Source organism: Flavobacterium sp. BFFFF1 (assembly GCF_002256285.1).
GTDB lineage: Bacteria > Bacteroidota > Bacteroidia > Flavobacteriales > Flavobacteriaceae > Flavobacterium.
Genome location: NZ_NKJE01000016.1, coordinates 54,534 through 71,263 on the forward strand (window position 1 = coordinate 54,534; position 16,730 = coordinate 71,263).

At 43.0% G+C, this 16,730-nt stretch carries 12 protein-coding genes and 3 tRNA genes; 11 read left to right on the forward strand and 4 right to left on the reverse strand.

The window, feature by feature from the left end; translation table 11 throughout:
* Position 1: 1 nt before the first annotated feature.
* Both CFE23_RS11040 and CFE23_RS11045 read left to right on the forward strand, forming a co-directional pair.
* Entirely contained in the window at positions 2 to 1,186 is a 1,185-nt protein-coding gene (locus CFE23_RS11040) for a class I SAM-dependent methyltransferase (protein ID WP_291087883.1), read from the forward strand.
* A complete protein-coding gene (locus CFE23_RS11045; protein ID WP_291087886.1) occupies positions 1,183 to 1,752 on the forward strand; it encodes a hypothetical protein in 570 nt (189 codons plus the stop codon). Before CFE23_RS11040 ends, CFE23_RS11045 begins: the two co-directional genes overlap by 4 nt.
* On the opposite strand, the gene CFE23_RS11050 is transcribed toward CFE23_RS11045, so the two are convergent.
* Positions 1,749 to 2,363: a M15 family metallopeptidase gene (locus tag CFE23_RS11050; protein WP_291087888.1), complete on the reverse strand. Its 615-nt coding sequence runs from the start codon at positions 2,361 to 2,363 to the stop codon at positions 1,749 to 1,751. The genes CFE23_RS11045 and CFE23_RS11050 overlap by 4 nt on opposite strands.
* A gap of 217 nt (positions 2,364 to 2,580) precedes the next feature.
* Here CFE23_RS11050 and CFE23_RS11055 point away from each other — a divergent pair.
* The 5 genes from CFE23_RS11055 to CFE23_RS11075 all read left to right on the forward strand — a co-directional run bounded on the left by CFE23_RS11055 (position 2,581) and on the right by CFE23_RS11075 (position 5,580).
* Positions 2,581 to 2,664, forward strand: a tRNA-Ser gene (locus tag CFE23_RS11055).
* A gap of 10 nt (positions 2,665 to 2,674) precedes the next feature.
* A tRNA-Pro gene (locus CFE23_RS11060) sits at positions 2,675 to 2,749 on the forward strand.
* A 32-nt stretch (positions 2,750 to 2,781) separates the two neighbouring features.
* Positions 2,782 to 2,855, forward strand: a tRNA-Arg gene (locus CFE23_RS11065).
* 442 nt (positions 2,856 to 3,297) lie between these two features.
* Positions 3,298 to 4,476 (forward strand): acetyl-CoA C-acyltransferase, encoded by a 1,179-nt coding sequence (locus CFE23_RS11070; protein WP_291087892.1) that lies wholly within the window; start codon positions 3,298 to 3,300, stop codon positions 4,474 to 4,476.
* A gap of 342 nt (positions 4,477 to 4,818) precedes the next feature.
* Positions 4,819 to 5,580 (forward strand): C40 family peptidase, encoded by a 762-nt coding sequence (locus CFE23_RS11075; RefSeq protein WP_291087894.1) that lies wholly within the window; start codon positions 4,819 to 4,821, stop codon positions 5,578 to 5,580.
* A 45-nt stretch (positions 5,581 to 5,625) separates the two neighbouring features.
* On the opposite strand, the gene CFE23_RS11080 is transcribed toward CFE23_RS11075, so the two are convergent.
* Entirely contained in the window at positions 5,626 to 6,897 is a 1,272-nt protein-coding gene (locus CFE23_RS11080; RefSeq protein WP_291087897.1) for a tetratricopeptide repeat protein, read from the reverse strand.
* Positions 6,898 to 6,915: 18 nt separating this feature from the next.
* On the reverse strand, positions 6,916 to 9,495 hold the full coding sequence (gene gyrA, locus CFE23_RS11085) for a DNA gyrase subunit A (protein WP_291087900.1): 2,580 nt from the start codon (positions 9,493 to 9,495) through the stop codon (positions 6,916 to 6,918).
* A 261-nt stretch (positions 9,496 to 9,756) separates the two neighbouring features.
* On the opposite strand from gyrA, the gene CFE23_RS11090 reads away from it, so the two are divergent.
* The 3 genes from CFE23_RS11090 to CFE23_RS11100 all read left to right on the forward strand — a co-directional run bounded on the left by CFE23_RS11090 (position 9,757) and on the right by CFE23_RS11100 (position 14,310).
* Positions 9,757 to 12,303, forward strand: coding sequence for an ATP-dependent Clp protease ATP-binding subunit (locus tag CFE23_RS11090; protein WP_291087903.1), 2,547 nt, complete (start codon positions 9,757 to 9,759; stop codon positions 12,301 to 12,303).
* Between the two features lie 104 nt (positions 12,304 to 12,407).
* Positions 12,408 to 13,811 carry a 30S ribosomal protein S6--L-glutamate ligase gene (rimK, locus tag CFE23_RS11095; protein ID WP_291087907.1) on the forward strand — a complete coding sequence of 468 codons (1,404 nt, stop codon included), beginning with the start codon at positions 12,408 to 12,410 and terminating at the stop codon, positions 13,809 to 13,811.
* Entirely contained in the window at positions 13,795 to 14,310 is a 516-nt protein-coding gene (locus tag CFE23_RS11100; protein ID WP_291087911.1) for a YetF domain-containing protein, read from the forward strand. The genes rimK and CFE23_RS11100 overlap by 17 nt, the downstream gene beginning before the upstream one ends.
* Positions 14,311 to 14,528: 218 nt before the next feature.
* Here CFE23_RS11100 and CFE23_RS11105 read toward each other — a convergent pair whose 3' ends face one another.
* Positions 14,529 to 15,383 carry an NAD(P)H-hydrate dehydratase gene (locus tag CFE23_RS11105; RefSeq protein WP_291087913.1) on the reverse strand — a complete coding sequence of 285 codons (855 nt, stop codon included), beginning with the start codon at positions 15,381 to 15,383 and terminating at the stop codon, positions 14,529 to 14,531.
* A gap of 264 nt (positions 15,384 to 15,647) precedes the next feature.
* On the opposite strand from CFE23_RS11105, the gene gcvT reads away from it, so the two are divergent.
* Positions 15,648 to 16,730: a glycine cleavage system aminomethyltransferase GcvT gene (gcvT, locus tag CFE23_RS11110; RefSeq protein ID WP_291087916.1), complete on the forward strand. Its 1,083-nt coding sequence runs from the start codon at positions 15,648 to 15,650 to the stop codon at positions 16,728 to 16,730.

The following is a 16,730-nucleotide window of genomic DNA, read 5'->3' on the forward strand; positions in this document are numbered from 1 at the left end:
TTTGGAAGCTTCATTACTATCCCTTGAAATTCAAAGTTTTATTGACGATCATATTGATGCCGACTTGAATGCATTGGCATTCCAAAGAAACCCATTCCCGGAGACAAATTGGATTGAAATCTTAAACCAGATCGCAGCCAAAACCAAAGCCAAAACCAAGCTGCCCACCTGGTTTAATACTGCTGATATTTATTATCCTTCCAGGATTTCGGTCGAGCAAACCTCGTCGGAGCAAACGGCTGCATACAAATCTGAAATCGTTTCAGGAGAAAGCCTGATTGACCTTTCGGGCGGTTTCGGCGTGGATGACTATTACTTTGCAAAAGTGGTTTCACAAGTGATCCATTGTGAAATCAACCCTGAGCTATCATCGATTGTCGCGCATAATTTTAAACAGCTTCATGCCGATAACATCACCTGCATTTCAGGAAACAGCGATTCGATTATTCAAAATTCAGCCGCCGGATACGATTGGATTTATGTCGACCCCTCGCGCCGCAACGATGTTAAGGGAAAAGTTTTTATGTTGAAGGACTGCCTGCCAAATGTCCCGGAATTACTAGATACGTATTTCTTAAAATCAGACAAAGTCTTCATCAAAACTGCACCATTATTGGATATATCCGCCGGCGGTTCAGAGTTGAAGCATATAAAGCGTATCCATGTTGTTGCGTTGGAAAACGAGGTGAAAGAATTGCTGTGGGAGCTGGATCGCAACCACAGGGGCAGTACACAAATCAAGACCGTCAACCTTAAGAAAGATGGCCGGCAAGTCTTTGCCTTTGATGCAAGCGCGGTTTGTCATGCTCCTTTATCGATGCCGAAAAAATATTTGTATGAACCAAACAGCGCCATCATGAAATCAGGAGGATTTGATGCGGTTGCAGTAAAATACAACGTTGAAAAACTGCACAGGCACTCGCACTTATATACATCAGATGAAGTTTGCGGGTTTCCTGGACGTATTTTCGAGGTTCTGGAGTCACTTAAGTATGACAAAACAACCATGAAAACAAAGTTCGAAGGCAGGAAAATTAATATTTCTACTCGTAATTTTCCCGAAACGGTTGACGCCATCCGAAAAAAATGGAAAATAAAAGACGGTGGTAACGATTATTGTTTTTTCACCACCGACGCCGATAATAATAAAATAGCTTTAATTTGTGCCAAAATTACACGACAATGAAATACGCCCTAATTATCTTATCGTTTATTACTGGTCTGACGACAAAAGCCCAGGACTGTGACTATGCACAGAAATTTACCGATAGCCTCGGTACTTATAGGGCTACGGCAGATTATGTAATGACGGAAAAAAATTTCGCAGGAAAATCTGCCTATGTCTTTTTTTCGCTCGTTAACAGCAGTGGTACACCGATTTTAAAGTTACAGAACATCCAAAAAAGTGGTGACTTCATCAAGGCCAATTGCTTCGATGCAAACTCCAGGATTTATTTGCAGCTTGAAAACGGTAAGATTGTGACGCTTCTGCATACCAAGGAGGAGACGTGCGGTACCATGATGCGCGTGGAAGAAGAGAACAAATATACCCGTTTTTTATCTGGGAATTTTTTATTCATTCAGGGCGGTATGGACGATTTAAAGACTTCTCCTGTTTCCCTTTTACGTGTGAAATATAGTACAGAGGTAGTTGATTATATTATAAAAAAGGAACTAACATCAGAGTTGACTGGTAAGTCCTACCAACCTGCGCGTTATTTTCTGGAATACCTAAAGTGCATTGAAGATTAGGGGCATTCCCATTTAAAATCAGACAAGGAATTCTTATTTGAACCTGCAAGATTATAATGCCACCATTCCGAGTCAAACGATTTAAACCCGCTCTTGACCATTATTTTTCTAAGCTTCCTGCGGTTGCGGTTGACCGTTGCCGAAAATCCATCGTAACGGTGTGACGCTTCAATTCCGAAGAAATCGAAAGCAGTCCCCATATCTAATTCTGCGCCTGTCATATCAACAAGGGTAATATCCACCGCTCCGCCCCGATTGTGGATCGAACCTTTCGACGGATCAGCCACATAGTCTGGATTATTGACGATAATCCACATTTTCTTCTGCACGGAAATGGGCCTGTAACAATCGAATAGTTTGATTCTGTAACCAAGTTTCATAAACTTATTATTGGCAACAATAAGCGATTTCACTGTCTTTAACCGAAGGTAGCATTCAGCACAATCGTATACTTTTGCTTTAAGAAAATTATCAGCTGTGGCATACTTCATGTCGAAGACAAAATCCGAACTGTAGTCGCTAAGCCTTACGAATGTTGTGTCTGAGATGATTTCCTGGGCTGAATTGCTAAACGAAATCAATAGAAATAAGAGTAAGAGGAAATGCTTCATATAGGCTGAAATTGGCTTAGAACGAAGTTAGTCAAAAATGAATACGGAACCAATCTTAATTGTAAAGTCAATTTATCACTAAATTTGAAAATGTATGTAACTGATTGTTAACAGCTTTAAAAAAACTTCCAAAAAAACAATTATTTTGTTTGTAAAATATATATTGAACACTTACATTTGCAACCGCTTTAAAACGATAGAGCGTTCTTAAAAAACAGGAGAGGTGCCGGAGTGGTAACGGAGCAGATTGCTAATCTGTCGACGTGCAAACGTCGCCAGGGTTCGAGTCCCTGTCTCTCCGCTGTTTTTTTCGGGGTGTAGCGTAGCCCGGTTATCGCGCCTGCTTTGGGAGCAGGAGGCCGCAGGTTCGAATCCTGCCACCCCGACAGATTGAAGTTCTCGGACGCAGCTCTTAAGCGGTCGCATAGCTCAGCTGGATAGAGCACCTGCCTTCTAAGCAGGCGGTCGAAGGTTCGAATCCTTCTGCGATCACAACATAACCACTGATTTTCAGTGGTTTTTTTATTTACGCACAGTTCCTTCCAAAAATGATTCGTTATTGTTGGACGGTCGAAGGTTCTCCCGAAGCTTCGGGAATGCTGCGATCACAACATAACCACTGATTTTCAATTTCTTTTTTATTCATAAACGGTCGCATTTTTCTATTTCAAAAAAGAATGCTTCGCAGGATTATCAATCGCCTGCATTTACGCATGCCAATCTGACTGTACTTAGTATCGATGGCAGGCTGCTTCAACTCAATCACGCGCAACTAATCTCATCGTTCCGATTAATGTATTGAAATCACAAACAAAATAAGATTAGCAGGTGTTCACGAAATCGATTGATTTTAAAATGCAATATTCTTAATTCATTCTACATTTATTTATGGCAATTTATTAAATTCGCAACTTAATTAAACAAATACCATGTCATGAATAAAAAAGTTGTAATAGTTTCTGCTGCAAGGACGCCTATAGGAAGCTTTATGGGTGCTTTATCCACCGTATCTGCTCCCAATTTGGGTGCTGCTGCCATAAAAGGCGCTTTGGAAAAAATTAACCTGGACCCAAACCTTGTCGATGAAGTAATCATGGGTAATGTGGTACAGGCCGGTGTTGGACAGGCGCCAGCCCGCCAAGCCGCATTGTTTGCAGGACTTCCGAACAGCGTTATTGCAACTACAGTAAACAAAGTTTGCGCTTCGGGAATGAAAGCAGTGATGCAGGGTGCGCAGGCGATTATGTCTGGCGATGCAGAAATCGTTGTTGCGGGTGGCATGGAAAATATGAGTTTGATTCCGCACTATCTTCATTTAAGGACAGGAAATAAATTTGGCCCAGCGACCATGATTGACGGCATGCAAAAAGATGGCCTTTCTGATGCTTATGACAACAACGCGATGGGTGTTTGCGCCGATATGTGTGCCAAAGAGTATGGCTTTACCAGAGAAGATCAGGATGCTTTTGCGGTCCAGTCTTACGAGCGTTCAGCAAAAGCCTGGGAGCAAGGAAAATTTGACAATGAAGTAGTTCCTGTAGCAGTACCACAGCGTCGTGGTGAGCCTGTAATGGTTATAAAGGACGAAGAGTATACAAATGTAAAACTGGATAAAATCCCCACCTTAAATCCAGCCTTTACAAAAGACGGGACGGTAACAGCCGCAAACGCATCTACGATAAATGATGGTGCCGGCGCCGTAATATTAATGAGCGAGGAAAAAGCGCAATCGATGGGCTTAAAGCCTTTGGCTTATATCAAGAGCTATGCCGATGCAGCCCAGGAACCAAAATGGTTTACTACAGCTCCAGCGAAAGCCCTACCGAAAGCACTGGAAAAAGCAGGTATTTCCATCGCTGATGTTGATTATTTCGAATTCAACGAAGCTTTTTCCGTTGTAGGTTTGGCCAATGCAAAAATATTGGGATTAGACAACAATAAAGTAAATGTAAACGGAGGAGCGGTTTCACTGGGACACCCGCTGGGTGCGTCCGGAGTAAGGATTATCATAACGCTAATTAACGTCCTCGAGCAAAATAATGCAAAAATCGGTGCTGCTGCGATTTGCAATGGTGGCGGTGGCGCTTCGGCGATTGTCATCGAACGGGTATAAACCCACAATGGCAGGAATAATAGATTTCAGATGACCACAGCTTGGTTCATTTGGAATCTATTTTTTTTGCACCGGCGCGCCTAGCCCTAATGGCCCCGAAAAGTCGGGTGGCATCTCGCGATTTAGAAAAACAAGGCTTTTTGCCGTAGTTTTTGTTAATCGCGAATACAGCGGACAGGAGGAATAGCTTCTCAAAAAAATAATCCGGGTGAAAGCGCGGAATCCAAACATCGGCTACTTGTTTTTGAATCGGATTTATACTTCAAATTTTAGATTATAATTTTAAAATACCGAATGATTTTCGGACATTTGGAACTAATTTCCAGAAAAAACCAACCATTAATGCACGGAATCTGTAACCTGGCCATTATTCCTTTACGCGCCGAGGCGAGCGACAAGAGTGAAATTGTATCGCAGGTACTATTTGGCGAGCATTTTGAGGTTCTTGAACAATACGGACCCTGGGCAAAAATAAAACTGCATTATGACCAATACGAGGGATGGGTCGATGTAAAACAGTTCCAGGTAGTTTCGAAAAACGACTATTTGCAGCTTTGCGAAGATGCAGTCGTATTGAATGCCGATCTGATAGAATATGTTACCTCGGGAAATAATATCCTGATGCCTGTTCCTCTGGGCGCATCACTCTCGTTTCTCAACCATACAGATATAAATACTACTGATTTTGTATTTGAAGGCATGAGGACAAGTGGTGTTAAGGCCAAGCATGAAATGATCAATACGGCTTTTATGTATCTCAACGCACCTTATCTGTGGGGTGGAAAAACCCCGTTTGGAATTGACTGTTCCGGTTTTACGCAGATGGTATACAAGTTAAATGGATATAAACTTTTGCGGGATGCCTCGCAACAGGCTACGCAGGGCGAACCGTTAAGCTTCATCGAAGAGAGTGAGCCCGGTGATCTGGCTTTTTTTGACAATGAAGAAGGAAACATTATCCACGTTGGCATTATCATGAAAGACAACTACATCATTCACGCGAGCGGAAAAGTCCGGATTGACCGGTTGGACCATTTAGGGATTTATAATGCAGAGACCAATCGGCACACCCATAAACTAAGGGTGATTAAAAAAATCATATAAAAAAAAGCCTGCAAAATGCAGGCTTTTTTATAGTACTTAAAATACTTATTCTTTGATCGTTGCTTTCAGCGCAGCCGCCTTATCCATCATATCAAGGGCCTTATAAACACTTACAAGAGATCTTTTTATATCTAAGTCTGTAGGCTCAGCCTCCATTGCGCGCTCCAAATACGTGACTGATTCTTTCAATACAGCATCCCGTTGCTTTTTTAGTTCATCGTATTTTTTATTGTCTGCGGGTGAAGTACCTAGTTTGTTCATCTGGTCGAGCAGATTTTGAGCATTATCAAGCTTCAAAGCGGACATGTTAAAATCTACACCTTTGTATTTCGGATTAATCTCGGAAACTCTTTTATAAAACTTCTCAGCATTTGCATAATCCTTGTTATTATAGCTGATCACCCCAAGATTAAACACCAGCTCCGCGTTGTTAGGATCTTTTTCAAGAATCTTTGTGATGATTCTTTTGTATGTTTCTGTATCCTTATTTTTATAATACAATACCGCTTCGTTCATCAAAAGGGAAGTATCACTGGGGTTTGCGGCCTGGGCATCGGCAATGGCAGTTTTGACATCATCATTTAAGACACCCTTATCCATTTCTATTAAAGCAATGTTCTTTAAAATCTCAGGCTTCTTTGATTCGATTTTCAAATCTTTCGGCTTCTCATGTGTTCCAATGGTGACTGCATTATTTCTTGCCTCTTTTGTCAAAAATCCTTCTTCCTGGCCAGAAAGTTTGGATACCGCAATAAATGAAGTTCCTTCTCCGGTGTAATTGATTTTTTTAAGTTCGATCAAATATGGAAGCGCCAGATCATAGTCTTTTGAAAGTAACCCGGCATTCGACGCATTGTAGAGATAATCCACCTGTGTTTTGTCCAAATCATAAAGCTGGTAATATTTTTTTGCAGACTCCTTATAATTTTTCGCAGTGTAGTCTTTATATGCGTCATTTTTCAATCCGTTGACTGCAATAAGCTGTGCCGCTTCAACTTGCTTGGTGTATTTGGATTTGCCATTCTTTTTCTCCAGTTCGCTAAGACTTTGGAAGGCTTTTAAAGCAAGGGTGTAATTTTTTGTAGTTTCGACACCCCGATCCGCCAGCTTCGCATACATGTTTCCTTTAACAAAATAAAACTGTGCCCGGTCATCATCGTTTGAAAGCAGTGGTTCTGCTTCTGCAAGGCTTGCTTCCGCTCCGGAAGTATTTCCAGACTTTATGGCTTTTTCAGCGGCTTTTAACTGGTCTTTCTGTGCAAAAGATCCTGCTGAAAACAATAATGCCGAAGCCAATATTACATATTTAGTTTTCATATTAAATTATTTAAATTACTATTCCTCAATATCGATATCCCCATCTGAGACCGGCCCATCGTTTTCGTCGTCATTGACTTCAGAAGTGATGTCGTCGGTTTCAAGAGGCCTGCCTTCAGAAACTGCTTCCTCTACAGCACCTTCGAGTGCTTCAACCTCGTCTTCCTTCATTACTTTAGTTACAGCAGCGATGGAGTCGTTGCCTTTGATGTTGATCAATTTTACACCTTGAGTAGCGCGGCCCATCACCCTTAGATCCTCAACTGCCATCCTAATGGTAAGTCCGGACTTATTGATGATCATTAGGTCATCGGCATCTGTCACGCTGTTAATAGAAACGAGTTTACCTGTTTTTTCAGTGATATTTAAAGTCTTCACACCTTTTCCACCACGATTGGTAACGCGATATTCTTCAAGGCTTGAGCGCTTTCCATAGCCATTTTCAGCCACTACGAGAATTTCACTATTCATATCATTTACGGTAACCATCCCGATGACTTCATCTTTGTCATCCTGCAATGTGATTCCCCTTACTCCTGAGGCAGTTCGACCCATAGGTCGGGTTTTGCTTTCCTCGAAGCGCACTAACTTTCCTGATTTTACCGCGACGAGTACCTGGCTTTCACCGTTGGTGAGTTTTGCTTCCAGTAATTCGTCATCCTCGCGAATCGTAATTGCAGCGACGCCATTAACCCTTGGCCTTGAATATTGCTCCAATGAAGTTTTCTTCACCTGTCCCTGCTTCGTCACCATAATCAGGTAATGGTTATTGATATAATCCTGGTCTTTTAAATCCTGTGTACAGATAAAGGCTTTCACCTTATCGTCACTTTCAATATTGATAAGGTTTTGAATGGCGCGGCCTTTACTGGTTTTACTTCCCTCAGGAATTTCATATACACGCATCCAGAAACATTTTCCTTTCTGTGTAAAGAACAACATGTATTGGTGGTTTGTGGCCACATACATGTGCTCCAGGAAATCCTGGTCACGGGTACCGGCGCTTTTCTGCCCGACTCCACCACGGTTTTGCGTCTTGTACTCCGTAAGCGGAGTACGCTTGATATAACCGGCATGCGAAATTGTGATTACCACATTTTCATCCGCAATCAAGTCTTCAATGCTGACATCCCCGCCGGAATATTCGATTTGCGAACGACGCTCATCTCCATATTTATCCCTGATTTCAGCCAGTTCTTCCTTAATTAATTCCATACGGAGTTCTTTGCTTGCCAATAACGCTTTCAAGCGCTCGATCAGCTTCATGATTTCTTCGTATTCTGCACGGAGTTTATCTTGCTCCAGGCCAGTAAGCTGGCGTAAACGCATTTCAACGATGGCCTTCGACTGGATGTCAGATAAGCTAAAGCGCTCCATCAAGCGTTCACGTGCCTGATCGGTATTTGCAGAACTGCGGATTATAGCAATAACTTCATCAATGTTGTCCGAAGCAATGATTAAACCTTCAAGGATATGTGCCCTTTCTTCTGCTTTGCGCAAATCGAATTGCGTACGGCGCACGACCACGTCATGGCGGTGCTCCACAAAATAGTGGATTAGGTCTTTCAGGTTCAGCATCTGCGGCCTGCCGTTGACAAGTGCAATGTTGTTGACACTGAAAGAAGACTGGAGCTGCGTATACTTATATAAGGTATTTAGAACTACGTTAGGAACCGCATCCCGCTTGAGGATGTAAACGATGCGCATCCCATTCCTATCCGATTCATCACGGATGTTGGCAATGCCTTCAATTTTTTTGTCATTCACGAGGTCCGCCGTCTTCTTGATCATTTCAGCTTTATTGACCTGGTAAGGAATCTCAGTAACAATGATGGATTCACGTCCTTCAACCTCTTCAAAGTTGACTTTGGCACGCATCACGATCCGGCCACGACCTGTCTTAAATGCTTCCCGCACACCCTCATATCCATAAATCACGCCTCCTGTCGGAAAATCTGGCGCCTTAATATGCTGGATAAGTTCATCAATTTCGATATCATTATTGTCGATGTAAGCCAACGTTCCGTCAATCACCTCTGTGAGGTTGTGGGGAGGCATATTGGTAGCCATACCCACAGCAATTCCGGAAGCCCCATTGATCAAAAGATTAGGAACCTTGGTAGGCATTACCTTTGGCTCATAGAGCGTATCATCAAAATTAAGCTGAAAATCCACTGTTTCTTTGTCAATGTCAGCCATAATCTCTTCCGAGATTTTCTTCATCCTGGCTTCGGTGTAACGCATTGCCGCTGGGCTGTCACCATCGACAGAGCCAAAGTTACCCTGGCCGTCGACCAATAAGTACCGCAGACTCCATTCCTGTGCCATACGCACCATGGCATCGTATACAGAGGTATCACCATGGGGGTGATATTTACCGAGAACTTCTCCAACAATCCTCGCTGATTTTTTATGGGCCCTGTTAGAAAGCACCCCTAATTCATACATTCCGTAAAGTACCCTCCTATGAACCGGTTTCAAACCGTCCCTGACATCAGGCAACGCTCTTGATACAATAACTGACATCGAATAATCGATGTAAGCTGACTTCATTTCGTCTTCAATGTTAATAGGAATCAACCTTTCTCCGTCAGACATATTCTTTATTTTGGTTTAAAATTACTTAGTTATAAAATCCCGCTAATATAACCTTTTCACATTATTTCCCGTATATAAACGAGTAGAAATTTGCCTGATTTATTAACAAAAGTCGCGGCGGTAACGGTTAATAAGTTGATGACCATTTAACTTTTATTTTCCGATATTTTTTTGTCAATTAGCTGTCAGCACCCTGAGCAGGTATGGTTTTTGCTTTTGCAGGATATAATCATTAAATTTACAATACCAATCTTATTTATTATGGATGATAATTTTTCACCAAGGGTAAAAGATGTTATTACTTACAGTAAGGAAGAAGCATTGCGTCTGGGGCACGATTTTATCGGTACGGAGCACCTGATGCTTGGCATCCTGCGTGACGGAAACGGAAAAGCGATTAATATACTCAACAACCTTTCAGTAGACCTGGAACATTTGCGCCGTAAGGTGGAAATCCTCAGTCCTGCCAGTCCGACCGTTGAGATCAGTAATGATAAAAAGAATCTCCACCTTACCCGTCAGGCAGAGCGCGCCTTAAAAACCACGTTTCTTGAAGCAAAGGTTTTCCAGAGTAGTTCTATCAGTACAGCGCACCTTTTACTATGCATTTTACGAAATGAAAATGACCCCACAACCAAGCTGTTAAATAAGCTCAAAATCGATTATGATACAGCTAAAGAACAATATTTAAATATGACGCCAAGCGAAGAAGAATTTTTAGACAATCTGCCGAAAAACGAATCTTATAACGAAGATTCAGGACAAGATGACAGCCTGAAAGAAGGCAGCTTTAACAACCCCGCCAATAAGTCAAATAAGAAATCGAAAACGCCCGTTTTGGACAATTTCGGAAGGGACCTGACTGAAATGGCAGAGGAAGGGAAACTCGATCCCGTAGTCGGGCGCGAAAAAGAAATTGAGCGCGTTTCGCAGATATTAAGCCGTCGCAAGAAAAACAACCCATTGTTAATCGGGGAACCTGGCGTTGGTAAATCAGCCATCGCAGAGGGACTTGCCTTGCGCATTATTCAGAAAAAAGTATCGCGCATCCTATTCAACAAACGCGTGGTTACTTTGGATTTGGCCAGCCTTGTGGCAGGCACCAAATACCGCGGCCAGTTTGAAGAAAGAATGAAAGCGGTCATGAATGAGCTTGAAAAGAATGATGATATTATTCTGTTTATTGACGAAATTCACACCATTGTAGGCGCTGGTGGCGCGACAGGATCATTAGATGCGTCGAACATGTTTAAGCCTGCACTGGCCAGAGGCGAAATCCAATGTATTGGTGCGACAACACTGGATGAATACCGCCAGTATATCGAGAAAGATGGTGCGTTAGAACGTCGTTTTCAAAAAGTGATTGTAGAGCCGACTTCCGTCGAAGAGACGATAACCATATTGAATAACGTTAAAAACAAATACGAAGACCACCACAATGTGATTTACACGCCAGAAGCGATTGATGCCTGTGTCAAGTTGACAAACAGGTACATGTCAGAGCGGTTCCTTCCGGACAAAGCCATTGATGCTATGGACGAAGCGGGTTCAAGGGTACACATCACGAACATCGACGTGCCTAAGCAGATTCTGGACCTCGAACGCCAGCTTGAAGAAGTGCGTGAGCTTAAAAATACGGTGGTTAAAAAACAGAAATACGAGGAAGCGGCCAAGCTTCGCGATGATGAAAAACGCATTGAAAAAGACCTCGCTATTGCACAGGAACAATGGGAAGAAGATTCTAAAAGCAACCGAATTTTAGTCACTGAAGACAATGTGGCGGATGTGGTATCGATGATGACGGGCATTCCGGTTAACCGCATCGCACAGACGGAAAGCAACAAACTGGCCAAGCTGCCTGATCTCATCAAAGATAAGGTAATTGGACAAAACGAAGCGGTGTTAAAAATTGCACGCTCCATTCAGCGTAACCGTGCGGGGCTAAAAGACCCGAATCGCCCTATTGGGTCCTTTATTTTCCTTGGACAAACCGGAGTTGGTAAAACCCAATTGGCCAAGGTTTTGGCAAAGGAATTGTTTGATTCTGAAGACGCACTGGTTCGAATTGACATGAGCGAATATATGGAAAAATTTGCCATTTCCCGATTGGTTGGCGCACCTCCGGGATATGTTGGTTATGAAGAAGGAGGGCAACTGACAGAAAAGGTAAGAAGAAAACCCTATTGCGTAGTACTTTTGGATGAAATTGAGAAAGCGCACCCCGATGTATTCAATATGATGCTCCAGGTGCTTGACGATGGCTACTTGACGGATAGTCTGGGACGCAAAATCGACTTTAAGAACACGATTATTATTATGACCTCGAATATCGGCGCACGCCAATTAAAGGATTTCGGTCAGGGCGTTGGTTTCGGAACTTCTGCGAAGATTTCCCAAGCGGATGAACATTCGAAAAGTGTGATTGAGAACGCTTTGAAAAAATCATTCGCACCGGAATTCCTGAACAGGATCGATGATGTGATTGTTTTCAATCCGTTGGAAAAACACGATATTGACCAGATTATCGAAATTGAATTAAGGAAATTATATGCCAGGATCGCTGACCTTGGTTACAAACTGAACCTTTCAGACCGGGCGAAAGCTTTTATTGCCGACAAAGGATTCGACAAACAATTTGGAGCAAGACCATTGAAAAGGGCCATCCAGAAGTATGTCGAAGATGCGTTGGCAGAGGAAATCATTACTTCTAAAATTGGAAATGGTGATGAAATCTTCATGGACCTTGAAGATGATACCGCTCAGGAACTGACCGTTAAGGTACAAAAAGCCGAAGAGCCAACGAATTAAATGCAGTTTTATGATCACAAAGCCCCTGGAACTAAAATTTCAGGGGCTTTTCTTTTTACACTTAAGTTTTTTCAACATACATTTGATATCTATAAGCTTTAAAAATGCACGCAGAAAAAGTTATCGTCGGAAGTGAGGAATGGTGCTCCTTCCCTGCCCTCGGAATCCCTACCATCAAAGCGCGCGTCGATTCGGGAGCAAAAACTTCCGCACTACACGCCATCAATATCGCGCCATTTCTGAAAAATGGTGAAAACTGGGTAAAATTTGATATCAATCCAATCCAGAACAATGCAAAAACCATCATTCATTGTGAATCGAAATTGATTGACAAAAGGATCGTAAAAAGCTCAAGCGGATACCGCGAGCAACGCTATGTGATCGGTTCCGAACTCGAAATCGGCGGGAAAAGATGGCAAATCGAAATCACACTAACCAACCGCGACTCTATGGGTTTCCGGATGTTACTGGGCCGGGAGGCCATGAGCGGAAGGGTCCTGGTTGATCCGGAAGAAAAGTACTTGTTAGGCGAACCCACCTCAGACAGTTTGAAAGAGATTTATAAAGCCGCCGTCACACATCAGGGCGGCCTCCGAATCGGCGTTCTCGCAAGTAACCCGGAACTGTACAGCAACAAACGCATTATGGAAGCCGGCGAGATGCGCGGACATGAGATGCATTTCCTCAGCATCAAGGAATGTTATATGAAGCTTGATGCCACCACGCCCGAAATACACTATCGCGGGGGGCGCATCCTAAACGATTTTGACGCGATCATCCCAAGAATCAGGCCAAGCATTACGTTTTACGGCTGTGCACTGACGCGACAATTTGAAGCACTGAAGGTTTTCTGCTTAAATTCCGCCGCTGCAATCACCCAGTCCAGGGATAAACTCTTTTCGCTCCAATTGCTCTTGAATCATGGTGTTGACATTCCTACAACTGGCTTCGCAAACTCTCCACTGGACACCAATGACCTGATCAAAATGGTTGGAGGTCCTCCAATTATCGTCAAATTGCTTGAGGGGACTCAGGGAAAAGGTGTAGTATTGGCAGAAACCAAGAAAGCTGCGGAGAGTGTCATCAACGCATTTAAAAGCCTAAACGCCAATATATTGGTGCAGGAATTCATCAAAGAAGCCAATGGGAAAGATATCCGTTGTTTTGTAATTGACGGCAAAGTGGTCGCAGCCATTCAGCGGGAAGCATTACCGGGCGAGTTTCGCGCCAATATTCACCTGGGGGGTACCGCCTCAGTCGTTAAAATTACCGCTGAAGAGAAAAAAATAGCCATCAAGGCGGCAAAAGCCATGGATTTAAAAGTGGCAGGAGTCGATATCATCCGTTCCTCGAAGGGGCCGCTGCTTCTGGAGGTCAATTCCTCACCTGGGCTCGAAGGCATTGAAGGCGCTACCAATAAAGACATCGCAGGCGAAATGATTTTAGCCATTGAGGCCCACTTTAAAAACAAAAATTCCAAAACCTTCAGGCATGAATCCATACGTTGATATTTTGCTCCGCAGCGTTGCGGTCTATGTATTCATGCTGGTGGCATTGCGCATTTTCGGAAAAAAGGAATTGTCGCAGTTAAACACGGCAGACGTTGTGCTTATTCTATTGATCAGCAATTCCGTGCAAAACGCAATGGTGGGTTCAAACAGCACGCTCTTAGGTGGCCTGGCCGCGGCATTGGTATTATTTACGCTAAATTTCATCATTAAAAAATTGATCTATAAGTACAAGTTCTTCGGCGAAATATTGCAGGAAAAGCCATTGGTATTAATCCATAATGGAAAACCTGACTATAAGGTCCTGGCAAGCAAAAGCATATCATACGACGAGCTGATGGAAGCCATTCACGAGCACGGCATTGAAAATGTTAAAGATGTAAAATTGGGTATGCTGGAAATTGACGGTAACATCAGCATAATTTCAGGCGACCAGCATTTAAGACAAACCCACTACAAGCGCCGAAAAAACAGAAAAAACCTTTCCATTTCATCATAAAAAAAGAGAGGCACTTCTTTAAAAGGCCTCTCTCTTATAGTGAGGTGATCAACCCGCTTTCTACGTTGACAGTACTTTGCGGCAAGAAAAAACATTGCTTCAGGAAAAATCCATTACGCGCGTAACTTTCTTATAATCAATCATTGCTACAAAATAAATCTACAACATTTTATTCGGATAACAAACTTTAAAATCAAAAAATTAGATTTTTTTTAACCTTAAGCGATTGGTTGCTGGATATTTACAAAGGCTCTCCCCAAATTATTGATGATGTCTGACGCCATAAAAGCTTCCTGTGAGATATCAGGGGCGGCAATATCAGCAGTAAGACCATGAAGGTATACCCCTAAGATCGCCGCCGACACAGCGTCATATCCCTGAGCCAGTAGTGATGTAATTATTCCAGTCAGTACATCTCCGCTTCCCCCAGTAGCCAACGCCGCGTTACCCGTTGTGTTTTCATAAATATTGTCCTGGTCCACAATATAAGTTGGTGCGCCTTTCATCACTATTAACACTTTATATTCCGTTGAAAAACGGACCGCCAACGCTAACTTTTGTTTTTCAGAATCCCATTTTCCAAGGAGGCGTTCCAGTTCTTTCGGATGAGGAGTCAGGATGCAGCCTGACATAAGCCACTGCAATTGGCTGGGGTTCGCCGCCAGTATATTTAAGCCATCTGCATCAATGACCAACGGTGATGTATTCGTTTTTAGGAATTTAGCAAACGCCTTCTTCGTTTCCGGCTCCTGCCCTATTCCCGGCCCAATGCCGATCGCTTGTGGCGCGACCGAAAATTTGATATCGGACAAGTGACTCCTTTTCTCATCGGTAACCACCATTGCCTCAGGCACACTGATTTGGAGAATTTCGTAACCACAACGCGGAATAAAAGCGGTCACCAATCCACATCCCGATTTCAGTGCCGCTTTTGTGGCGAGGCAGGCTGCGCCCATTTTCCCATAGCTTCCCGCGATGATTAAAGCGTGGCCCTGTGTTCCTTTGTGTGCCGAGGATTCCATGGGCTTGTACCGCGTGAGAATTTGTCCGCGGTCTATTTTAGTCGTTTTCATACCTTAAATATAAATAAAATCGACGACACCTGAATGTAATACGGAGAGGCCCCTTCCGAAGCTTCGGGAGGGGCGGTATCCTTTTTCCTCTTTTTCGAAGAAAAAAGATAAAACCAAGAGCGGAAATTTGCCGCGAAATAAAATATTCTTATTTCAGGAAAACCCTGAAAAACCCATGTAAATATTTTGATAACGACAGCGGTAAAATTTTATGAAATCAATAAAAAATAATACATTAGCGGACAAACTTTTATAAAAACCAGAATGAAAAATACCGCGTTGACACACGTCCACGAAAGCCTTGGAGCAAAGATGCTTCCTTTTGCAGGTTACAATATGCCTATTTTATATGAAGGCGTTAATGCTGAACATGAAACCGTGCGCACCGGTGTGGGTGTATTTGATGTTTCACACATGGGCGAATTCCTGCTTTCTGGACCGAATGCACTTACACTGATCCAAAAAGTCACTTCAAATGATGCCGCTGTGCTCACGCCGGGACGGGCACAATACTCTTGTTTGCCAAACAATGACGGCGGTATCGTCGACGACCTGATTGTCTATATGATGAAAGAGGGCGAATATTTACTGGTGGTCAACGCGTCGAACATTGACAAGGATTGGGACTGGATTTCGTCGCATAACGACCTCGGAGTAGACATGAAAAACCTTTCAGATGATTACTCCTTACTCGCAATCCAAGGGTCAAAAGCAGTTGAAGCAATGCAGTCATTGACTACTGTAAATCTTTCGGATATAGCCTATTATCATTTTGTAGTTGGTGCGTTTGCTGGGTTTGATGATGTGATCATTTCAGCAACGGGATACACAGGTTCGGGTGGTTTTGAGATTTACTGCAAAAACGACCAGGTAGAATCGCTTTGGAACAAAGTGTTTGAAGCTGGTGCCGCTTTTGGGATCAAGCCGATTGGTTTGGCGGCACGAGATACATTGCGCCTCGAGATGGGCTTTTGTTTATATGGAAATGATATTAACGATACCACATCGCCTCTGGAAGCCGGATTGGGATGGATTACAAAGTTTACGAAGGATTTTACGAATTCAGAAAACCTAAAAAAGCAAAAGGAAAATGGTGTACACCGCAAGCTTGTCGGGTTTGAATTGCTGGAGCGGGGTGTTCCCAGACAGGATTACGAAATTGTAGATAAGGAAGGTGCTGTGATTGGCCAGGTTACTTCGGGAACCATGGCGCCTTCACTAAACAAAGGAATTGGAATGGGGTATGTCACCTCGTCACATAGCGCGGTCGATAGTGAAATCTATATCCGGATCAGGAAAAATGATGTCCCTGCGAAAGTGGTAAAAATGCCCTTTTACAAAAAGTAA